Origin of the sequence: Hoylesella enoeca JCM 12259 (assembly GCF_000613405.1) — a bacterium.
Lineage (GTDB): Bacteria > Bacteroidota > Bacteroidia > Bacteroidales > Bacteroidaceae > Prevotella > Prevotella enoeca.
The window spans coordinates 1-9,909 of record NZ_BAIX01000061.1 but is presented as its reverse complement, the minus strand read 5'-3'; the positions used below and the strand labels follow the sequence as shown (position 1 = coordinate 9,909).

Below are 9,909 nucleotides of genomic sequence, written 5' to 3'. Positions count from 1 at the left end.
TGCCATCCGTAAAGGAAACCTTGTTGCCAAGGAGTTTGCCGACAACAAGGTCGATGTGATTATCTATGCCGTAGAGCGATCGCTAGACAGTTATAAGTTCAACCTGCTTCACAACAAGCAGCTTTTCATCAATCAGCTGAAGACAAACACGCTTGGCAGTCGTACCATTGACGAGGGTTCAATGGACGAGGACAGCGGCATGAACTTCTCCGAATACGTAGCGGTGCTTTCTGGCAATACCGACCTTTTGGAGAAAGCAAGACTGGACAAGAAGATTACCACATTGGAATCAGAGCGCAAGAACTTCCTCCGTGAGCGTGATGCCGCAACGGGCAAGTTGGCAGAGATTGAGAGTTCTGTATCCTTCCATACGGACAAAATCAAAGAGGCACAGTCTGATTTAGCTCTCTTTGAGAAGTGTGTGGAGCGTGATGATGAAGGTACACCTATAAATAAACTGACAATCAAAGGTGTGGAAGACAGTACAGACATCAAGGCCATTGCTGCACGTCTGCAGGAGATAGACGAAAAGGCACGAACCAAGGGCGAGTACAACAAAATCGGTGAGATTTACGGCTTTTCCATCATGGTCAAGACAGAGAGTACTTCCAAGGACTTGTTCGACTGCTCGGTGAACCGCTTCTTTGTGAAAGGTCAGGAGAGTATTTACTATACCTATAATAACGGTAAGTTGGCAACAGACCCGAAACTCGCCTGCCAGAACTTCGTTAATGCTTTGGAGCGTATCCCGAAGGTGATAGAGTCGCATGAGAAGGAAATGGAAAAAGTAGCTGCTGGTAAGGAGGTTTACATTACTATTGCAAACAGCTCGTGGAAAAAAGAGGACGAGCTTCGCTCACTTAAAAGTGAAGCTGCGGAGCTGGACAGAAAAATAGTCTTAACACTTTCACCTCCGGAAGAGGAACAAGATGCAAAGGATGAAATGAAACAAGGAGAGGGTCTGTCCGGCAACAATCATTCTGTCGGGAAAGGGAATGATAACCTTTCTGTTCAGGATGCAGAAGAGGAGAAACATTCGCAGAGTTTCAAACCGAAATGGCGACATTATCCTTAATGTTATTCCTTAGTTCTCTCTATTAGATTTTGGCAAATAACGCTTGTTATTGCCAAAATCTAATAGATTACTTGTGTTGTTTACTATTTGCTTATCCTAAACCTTTCTTGAAGTTCGGATAGTGCATCTAACAGTTCTTCAAATGAAGGCTTTTTGCCATAAATCATTGATTCCATCATTGCCTGATAGTCTGATTTCCATTCTTCAAGAATATCTTTCCGGGGGACAATCCTGAGACGTTTGCGTACATCAGGAGTATAATCCACATCTTTCACTGAAGTATAAATTTCTCTATGATGACGAATAGATTCCCATAATGCATCATCTGCAATGGCTTTCTTTGCAAAATCTTTATTCATCATACGTAAAGGTCATAAAGATGTCGGCTCTTGCGCTCTGCTATCATTCCGTGTCCGGGAATGGAGAAGAGTTCGTGAAGCAAAAACGCCTTTTCAAGGAATGTCTTTGCGGGAATAGCAGTATGAACGGCACTGTCAGCCAATGGTGTAATCGGAAGATGCTCTCCAATAATACTTTTAATTTGTATTGATTCTGTCGGTTCAAGCAATGAACGTGCACTCACTTCCAATACAATATCAGGGCGGAGATATGTAAGCTCCTTGTCAAAAACTGATTTATAGTGAAGATAAATCTGACGTGGTTCGGGATAGGTGGCTTCACCTTCGCCATTGGGTTGGGCATTAACTGTGACAAACGACTGCAAGCCTTGTCTTTTTAGTTCTTCACAAATCATAGGGGTTAGTTCCTCTAAAACAAAAAGCGATGATGCCTTGCGCAATTTCTTGATTTGTTTTTTTGTGAGATCTCCTTCAGGAGCACCAAGAAAAACAGGATTGACAGCAACATCTATATCTTCCGAGAATCGCTCTATAAGTTTCCAACCTTTGCTCAGACTTGTGCCGCCTTTGAAAACAAGATGCTCTGCTATAGGAAGTGAAAAGATAGTTTGCAAGATTGCAGTTACCCAAAAATCTTTCTCAATCACTTGTGCGGGTAACCCGACTTTATCTGCAATTGATTCATAGACGCTTTTCCGTTGTGAATCGGATAATCCAAGAAACCTATTCATATAGACCAACTATAAATTCCCTTACCTTTGAAGGCATCAGTTTGAGGTCGGCAACTTGAAGGTGAGGATTTTCGTTTAACTTCATTTTAATGGTAGCAACCTGCTCATCAGTCAGTTTCTCTACTTTCCAGTCTTTAAGGGCTGTTGTTAAGAGAAGGGCCAACCGGCTACGGATGGAGAAATATCTGGGAGAGGCGCGCTTGAATTTTATGTTTTTCCCTTCGCCAAGATTTATAGTACGTGAGACGCCATCGGTTAAGTAAGCTATGTTCATCGGTATCTGTTGAGTCAGTCCTAACTGGTATTGGGCATAAAGTCCCGTTGGGACAATTCTTGCGCCATCCCTTTTTGCCATTGCTTTGGCAATATCCTCAAGCGATGGAGGAACCATACCCAGGCCATATACTTTTTCCATTTTGGGGTAGCAATAAATGCCACGTGCAACCCTAAGCATCTGTCCTTTTTCTACGAGACGTTCCAAAGCCTTATTAACGGCATCTCGATTGCCATACGAAATAAAATCCCCCACAAAAAATACAGAACCGCGTCCGCACTTCTTTGATTTTATAAGTATTTTACTTTCAATGCTTTTTGTCATAATTATAATTGTATTTTGTCGCGAAATAATGCATTATTCACGACAACAAAGGTACATATAAAATCTCATAATCAGCACAAAAAACAGAGAAAAGTACGAGCTTAACGAGCTATGCCAGTATTAATGTACGTATTATCAATTTTGTAACCGTTATTTTGTAATGTAACTGCTTGCATTTACACAACAAAACAACAATAAAAACCAACAAATACGCATCACCAACTATCTCGCCTTCTCAGCATCTCGTCAATCTCTTCCCTGAGAAAAAGTAATCGTCCATTGGCTTTGAGATAAGGGATTTTTCCTGCCCAAACCCAGTTGTAAACGGTCTTTTGCTCCACTTTGAGAATCTTGGATACATCAATGATATCCAAGTATTCGGGTTTCAAGGGAGGATGGACTGTTGTATCAACAGATTGCTCTTGCAGGATCAGCAGGCGGTCGAGTTTGTCCTCGACACGCATCAGTTTATCAAACAATCGTTTCTGCCATGTATCTTCTGTATGATGTTCTAAGTACGACATAGTTCTCCTTTTTGATAGTTACCATTGGTATCTTGTGCCAAGATACGTTGTTCTTTCATATAGGCGATGTACTTCTTTGCGGTTCTGTCCTTGATTTCCATCTCGCGCATCAAGACCTCACAAAGTTCTTGGTAAGTGAGCTTGAGGGGTTTTCTGAAAGCCTCTCTGACAACGCCGATAAGTTCATCGGTCTTGCGCTTTTCCTTGTCCTCCTTAGACTTCTCACCACGATAGACGTGCATGTCCTCTGTCTTATCCCAGCCGAAAAGCATCATCGGTACGTCCAACGGACTTCCGTCACGGACTTTCAATGCCTTCACCACAGAGTATTCGGGATTGTCGTCTTTCTCAATGGAGAGAATACCGGCCGCCTTGCGTTGCAGTTCCGAGCCTATATGACCACGGAGTTTGATACCATTCGGTACGAAGTGCAGCACGCAGATGATACAGGTATTATAAATCCCCGCCAAGCGATAAAGCTCGTCCACAATGGCAATACTTTCCGTTTCATCGTTGGCGGAACGTATTAAGTCGGCTATTCCGTCAATCACCACAAGATGGATGCCTCCATGCCTGTGATGGAACAAGTCCATACTCTCGCGGATAAGCTTCAGCCTGTCCTTGCGGGACAGAGAGGCAAGATACAGGGAATGGCAAAACTCCGGTACTGCCGTCAGAGAAGCCCTACGCAGTGTCTTACCCAAGTTCTTGTGCAGCTGTGCCTCGGACTGTTCCGTGTCATAGTGCAGGACTGCCAAGCCTTTGGGATTGGCGGTAATCTCCAATCCCAAGGTATTCTCTATCGGCAATCGTTTTTCTCCCAACGCTCCGGCAAGGATGGCTCCGACATAGTTGCTCTTGCCTGTCCCCTCACCTCCAGTAATGCAGAACAGATTGTCCTGCGTGCCGAGTGGCACACCGTTTACTGCTACTACTGATTTGGAAATGTCCGGTGGATTCTCATAGTCAATTTCACAGGAACGTAACATCATCATGGTTTGGCTGTATAGGTCTGAGAACATCTTGGCAAGCAGCTCTTTCAGTTCCTTTGCCCCGTTGCCCAAGGCAAAGAAATCTGAAATGTCTTTTTCAGACTTCGTACCACTTAGCGGAAGTGAAAGGTTCAATACTTTGTATTCTGCCAGATGTTCTGCTTGTCTGTGACTCTCGCGTACGCCTGTCTCGTCAGCATCATACAGAAGTATGATATGTCGGAAGCGAAGCTGAAGGCTCTCGATGATGCTTGTCGGTATCTGTGCCGTTTCACTGTTGAAGCAGATTGCATTGAAGCCGTGTGCATACAATGAGAGTACATCCTTTTCCCCGCCTGTAATGAAGAGCATATCTCCTTTGGCAGGAATCTGCTCCATTCCGAAGCAATAGGTGGCAGGCATCCGCCCACCATAAAGAAAGCGGATTTTCGGGCTGTGGGGACGGTATATTTTGACATACCCGTTTCCGATATAAGCAAAGATAGGTTCCGTAGGTGAGCCATAAAGTTCAAATTTTCTTCCATCAGAAGAAATACTCTCATAGCGTTTAAGACTCCGTACCCGAAAAAGGCGGAGTGTATCCTCATGGATGCCATAATGCCCCCAATAGTTCAGCAGCCCATTGTCAAATGGCTGTATCTCGAAACTGTATGGACGTTCTTCCTTACTTTCGGTAATGTCAGCCTTTGAACTTGGGATGACTAGACTTTTCTGAATCGGCGTAGCAATTTTGCCCTCGCTACACCTCTCACCGTCATACAAAGAATACAGTCCCAGTTCTTGTACGATGATTTTCAAGACTTTTGGGAAATCGGTCTTCAGGTTTAGGCTGTGCAAGGTTGCCACAAACCAGAAACAGTCTCCTGAATAGCGGTATCGCATGATCATAGAACTTATAGGATGAGCTCTTCCTGTCATAGAAAATATGACAGGAAGCCCGCCTGTCATCATAGAAAGGACTGCGGAAGTTGCGATGAAGGTTCACCTCAAAGCCAAGGAAATGGGAGAACACGTTCAACCCTCCTTGTGTAAGCAAAAGTATTTGTTCTTTATCTATCATACTTTATCTATTTTTAGGATTAAGGCAAGAACTCATTATAAGATTGTCCTTGAAGCGGTTGAGTCGTCCGAGAATCTCATCGTTCCTCATCCCTGATACACGGAGCCGGCTACATTTCACGGCAATAATGATTGACTTGAAAAAGTAGCGCACATCGCCGCCCTCCGTGTAGCGGTAACGCACCAGCTGCTTCTTGCGCCAGCGGTAAAGGGTGGACTCTGAAACATTCAGAGTCCCGATTAGGTCTTTCGTGGTCATCTCCAGCTCGTCGTCAATGTCTTGGATAAGACGGGAGGTGCGCTCAACATACTGCTCAATACGATTGAGCTTGTCTATCAGTTCTTGATAGGCTTGGCTTTCTACTGCGATTATTTCCATCAGCGTAATCGTTTGGTTTTAATTGTTACATGTTCTATTCCGAGTTCACAGACTAACTGTGAAAGTCTTCTGAATGCTTCCTCAGTGAAAACCTCCAGGTGAATTTCTGCTATAGGTAAAGGATCAGTCTGCCCATTACGTGCAAGAAACTCGAATATTTTGGTAGGCTGGATGTCCACTTTAGAAGCGTACATCAGAACTTGATCAAGGGTCATTGCTGTCTTTCCTTTTTCCCAGCGCGAGATTCGGCTCGAACTAACTTTCAGAATAACAGACAGATACTCCTGCGAATAACCATTTTTCACTCTTGCCGACTTCAGCATTTCCAATAATTCTTTCATACTTATAAAATTACTAAAGCACTGTCACAAGAGCAACCCGCTACATGAAAATGTTTGCATACTATGCAATCTGTCTTGCAGCCAGTGCAAGTTTGTTTAACAGTAGCGGAACACATAATATATTGGCTAATATAATGATTTTAATCTGAAAAAAGACAATATGAAATACGGTTTAGACAATTAAAATTGTTTTAAAAAATACGCAGTGCAAGGTGCAAGACCCTTTATATATAAGGGCTTGCACCTTGCACTGGAAAATGTAGCAGTAAAATCTCTAAATATTTATGACGCAAAGATTTGGATGGTAGTACATTTTTATATATCTTTGTACCCAAGAAAAGAGAGCGGTTGAGCTTTCAATAGGTAGTCAGAATGGTAGTCATTAAGCGGTCAGAATACTGCTACAAAAATGCTACACTGATGATTTGTCAAAACATATAGAAAGTTTATATACAACGAGATACGAGAGTTTGGTTCACAAACCTCTCTCTCCGAAGTTCCTTTTCTTTTGCCGATTGCTTGGCAATGAGCCTGTCCATATCCTCTGATATCTTGTTGTCCGTCACCTGCGCATAAACTTGAGTGCTTGATATGGAGGCATGCCCCATCATCTTGGCTATGCTCTCAATAGGAATACCTGCGCTTAGGCTCATCGTGCCGAATGTATGTCTTGCCATGTGGTAGGAAAGTCTTTGGTGGATACCGCAAGCCTTTCCCACGATGCTCAGCTTGGTATCCATGACGCTACGGCTGCAATCACGGTAAAAGACAAAGCGGTCGCCCTTTTCTTTCACCGTCTGCTGTTCTTCGTTTCCTGCCTGCGAATTCCTGCAATGGCTGATGATGGCTTCCGCTATGGGATGTAACGGCACGATGAACTCAACCTTGGTCTTCTGGCGCTCCTTTCTTATGTACATCTGTCCGCCAGCTGCCGTTTGGATATGCTTGTATTCCAAATTCTCCATATCTGAGATAGCCAAGCCTGTGAAGCAGGAAAAGACAAACATCAGTCTTGCCAGTTCCGCTTCCTTGTCGTTCATCTTCATTGACATAAGTTTCATTACATCGCTCTTTTGCAGAAAGCGTATCTTCTTTTCTTCCTTCTCATACTTGGCATTCTCAAACGGATTGCAGCGGATAATCCTCTTGCTGACCGCACGGAACATTAGTCGGCTCAGCCAGCAGAGGTTGCTGTTGACGGTGGATGCTTTCAGTCCACGCTTTTTGAGAAAGAAGCGGTATTCCTCGAACAAGTCCTCTGTAATTGTTCCGATGGATATATCCTGCACTCCTTTGTTTTCTACAAATTCACGGAGATTTCTGTCAGAATAGAACAGATTAAGGTAAGTTCCCTCTGCCCCTGATCTGCCAACACTTTCCTTGACTGTTTGGAGTTCCGCCCAGCTCATGGCAAGGAGCGTGGTCGGATTGGTGGCAATACCCTGTAAGCGGTTCTTTACAAGCTCCACACTTACCACTCCATCCTTTACAAGAATGTCCCGATAGGTCTTTTCCACCAAATCCCTGAACTCATTGATCCTTTGATTGGTATTCCTGTTGGTTGTCAAACCCTGCTTGGTGTTCCACTCGGAGAATTTACACTCTTCTCCTGTGGTAATGGCTGCGTTCTTTCCGTCGATGGTGATACGGCAGAGAATGGCGGTATTGCCGTCTGCCTTTGTCTTCTGTCTGTTGATATAGAATAGTATCTTGAATGTACTTCTCATAATGGACTTGATTGAATAGTTCATGTGTTATTTAACTATAAAACAATGTTGAATTAAAGAAAAGGTCAGATAGCCAACTGCATATCTTCAGTGAAAGAAAGGAAACGGTCAAATTCCTCAAAGAGTTTCTGTGGCGTTACCTTTGCATAACGCTCGGTCATGCTCACGTTGGAATGCCCCAGCATCTTACTCACGGTCTCAATGGGTACACCCTGTTCAAGCGTGATGAGTGTGGCAAAGGTGTGCCTTGCCGTATGTGTGGTAAAAGGAAACGAGATGCCTGCACGAAGCCGCAGGGCTTTCAAATAAGATTGGTAAGTGGCATATCCCATGAAAGGGAGCAATGTTTCCCTTTCATCGCTGTGGAGCTTTTCCATCAGCCGTATGGCTTCGGGCAGCAGTTTGACACGGCAAGGCACACTTGTCTTCTGACGGTTGAACTTCAGCCAAAGGCTACCCTCGTCATCACGCACAAGATGGGACTTGTCCAGTTCCATCAAATCACAATACGCAGCACCCGTATAACAGGCAAAGAGGAAAATATCCCTTGCCGTTTCCATTTCCTCCTCCAAGTCCTCAAATTGAAGAGTCTTTAACTTCTCAAATGCCCCTCTGTCAAGTGCTTTGGGGAGTTTCTTGTTACCCTTGCTGATTTTTACTTTGTCGAAAAGCAGGATGTCTGCCAACCCCTCACGGTAAGCCAGCCTGCAAACTGTTTTCAAATAGGTGGCGACATTGTAGAATGAGCTTTCCTGAAATCCACACTCCCCCAAGAAGTACTGCTGAAACTCATGGATGAAGTTCTCTGTCAGTTGTGAGAAGGCTAAGTCAGAAACCTTATACTTCTTATGGATGAACTCCTGCAAGTGGATTCTCGTGGAGTGATAGCTTGCCATTGACTCTTTTCTGAGGTCTATACCGATATGACTTTCTTTCTCTTTTATGAGCATATCAAGTCTTTCGATGAGCATGCACCGCGTCTGCACACTGCCTTGAAACTGTTCCTTCACGTCGGTTGCGTCAAATGAGCAACCTCTTGTAAGCAAAGACTGATAGGCTGACTGGATGGACAGCAGCAAGTTCTCCAACCTGCCATTCACCTCCACAGCCTCACGGCTCTTTCCGTCCATTCTGCTCTCACGGGGATTCCACAAGTCAGGATTACAGGAGAGCTTGCAACTGAACTGTGCGATAGAACGCCCAATGGTAATGCGTCCCATAATGGGAGCCTTACCCGACTTGTCCAGACCGCTCTTTTTGAGGTAGAGCAACACCTTCATTTTTTCTGTTTTCATACGCTTTGATGTTTTGTGGCAAAATTACCAAATTCAAAGCGTTCCTCACTTATGCAGAAAACTGCCGACCGCAGCAACAGCCACACGAGCGAAAATAATTCAGTTACCGAACATTGCTCCATCGTTACCTATGACAAAATCGGGTAATGGTTTGGTAACTGAACTTCTGCTTAAATCTGCATATTATAACTCTTTTTGAAAAGAGCACTTCTATGCAAATTATTCCGTTTCCTGCTCATTATCAGTCTGTTTACACCAATTTCGATATTTCTTCATTTTCGTTGATTAGTTGGCCGACAACTAACCGTTAAACGTCGTGCAATTGATGCTTAGTTGTCCGGCAATTAACCGTTAAACGCCGGGCGATTGACGCACTCGACAGAACTGCGTTCGGGCAGGAAGCTGACTATCCCATGTTGTCGAGAGCATACTTATAACGTTTTATCTTGAATCCCAACCTTGAATGCAGGTCAGTTCTGTAACCTTTCCGCAAAACACTTCTATTCACTCAATCAACAATCTTTTATAGGAAAATTTGCAAGATTAAAGAATTTTATTTACCTTTGCGGGCATCTTCGACAGTTGATAGTTGATAATTGACAGTTGATAGTTATTAGAATGGCAAGAAGAGCAAATATAAACAACAGCGCGATGCAAAAGAACTCCAATTCTCTTGCATCTTTTAACGCTTTATATTTGCATATCTCGGAAAAAGTCTTAACACACACACACACACACACATCGCACCTGGCGTAGACACCTTCACAGCTTTACCTTACGCGCGCGCGTAAGGCATGCGCTAAACACCAATAAACAAAGGGCTTTTCGG

At 43.8% G+C, this 9,909-nt stretch carries 6 protein-coding genes and 3 pseudogenes; 1 reads left to right on the top strand and 8 read right to left on the bottom strand.

Annotated elements, in window-relative coordinates; genetic code table 11:
• Positions 1–1,075, top strand: a pseudogene (locus JCM12259_RS11725) (helicase); the annotation flags it as partial.
• Between the two features lie 83 nt (positions 1,076–1,158).
• On the opposite strand, the pseudogene JCM12259_RS15390 reads toward JCM12259_RS11725, so the two are convergent.
• The 8 genes and pseudogenes from JCM12259_RS15390 to JCM12259_RS11685 form a co-directional block, all read right to left on the bottom strand.
• Positions 1,159–2,165: pseudogene (locus JCM12259_RS15390) on the bottom strand (nucleotidyl transferase AbiEii/AbiGii toxin family protein).
• The gene (locus JCM12259_RS11715; protein WP_025066592.1) at positions 2,158–2,763 is read right to left on the bottom strand and encodes a DUF6088 family protein; all 606 of its coding nucleotides are present in this window, start codon (positions 2,761–2,763) and stop codon (positions 2,158–2,160) included. The pseudogene JCM12259_RS15390 and the gene JCM12259_RS11715 overlap by 8 nt, the downstream one beginning before the upstream one ends.
• Before the next feature lie 215 nt (positions 2,764–2,978).
• Positions 2,979–3,287, bottom strand: coding sequence for a helix-turn-helix domain-containing protein (locus JCM12259_RS11710; RefSeq protein ID WP_025066591.1), 309 nt, complete (start codon positions 3,285–3,287; stop codon positions 2,979–2,981).
• Positions 3,275–5,339, bottom strand: a pseudogene (locus tag JCM12259_RS15385) (AAA family ATPase). Before JCM12259_RS15385 ends, JCM12259_RS11710 begins: the two are co-directional and overlap by 13 nt.
• Before the next feature lie 3 nt (positions 5,340–5,342).
• The gene (locus JCM12259_RS11700) at positions 5,343–5,717 is read right to left on the bottom strand and encodes a hypothetical protein (protein WP_025066590.1); all 375 of its coding nucleotides are present in this window, start codon (positions 5,715–5,717) and stop codon (positions 5,343–5,345) included.
• Positions 5,717–6,040 (bottom strand): helix-turn-helix transcriptional regulator, encoded by a 324-nt coding sequence (locus JCM12259_RS11695; protein WP_004353888.1) that lies wholly within the window; start codon positions 6,038–6,040, stop codon positions 5,717–5,719. The genes JCM12259_RS11700 and JCM12259_RS11695 overlap by 1 nt, the downstream gene beginning before the upstream one ends.
• 464 nt (positions 6,041–6,504) lie before the next feature.
• The gene (locus JCM12259_RS15380) at positions 6,505–7,785 is read right to left on the bottom strand and encodes a site-specific integrase (RefSeq protein ID WP_148299625.1); all 1,281 of its coding nucleotides are present in this window, start codon (positions 7,783–7,785) and stop codon (positions 6,505–6,507) included.
• A gap of 65 nt (positions 7,786–7,850) precedes the next feature.
• Entirely contained in the window at positions 7,851–9,080 is a 1,230-nt protein-coding gene (locus tag JCM12259_RS11685) for a site-specific integrase (protein WP_025066588.1), read from the bottom strand.
• Between the last annotated feature and the right edge of the window lie 829 nt (positions 9,081–9,909).

Excerpts from the sequence above, each read along its gene's own strand:
- JCM12259_RS11710 (WP_025066591.1), bottom strand. The coding sequence starts at position 3,287 with ATGTCGTACTTAGAACATCATACAGAAGATACATGGCAGAAACGATTG.
- JCM12259_RS15380 (WP_148299625.1), bottom strand. The coding sequence starts at position 7,785 with ATGAGAAGTACATTCAAGATACTATTCTATATCAACAGACAGAAGACA.
- JCM12259_RS11715 (WP_025066592.1), bottom strand. The coding sequence starts at position 2,763 with ATGACAAAAAGCATTGAAAGTAAAATACTTATAAAATCAAAGAAGTGC.
- JCM12259_RS11685 (WP_025066588.1), bottom strand. The coding sequence starts at position 9,080 with ATGAAAACAGAAAAAATGAAGGTGTTGCTCTACCTCAAAAAGAGCGGT.
- JCM12259_RS11700 (WP_025066590.1), bottom strand. The coding sequence starts at position 5,717 with ATGGAAATAATCGCAGTAGAAAGCCAAGCCTATCAAGAACTGATAGAC.
- JCM12259_RS11695 (WP_004353888.1), bottom strand. The coding sequence starts at position 6,040 with ATGCTGAAGTCGGCAAGAGTGAAAAATGGTTATTCGCAGGAGTATCTG.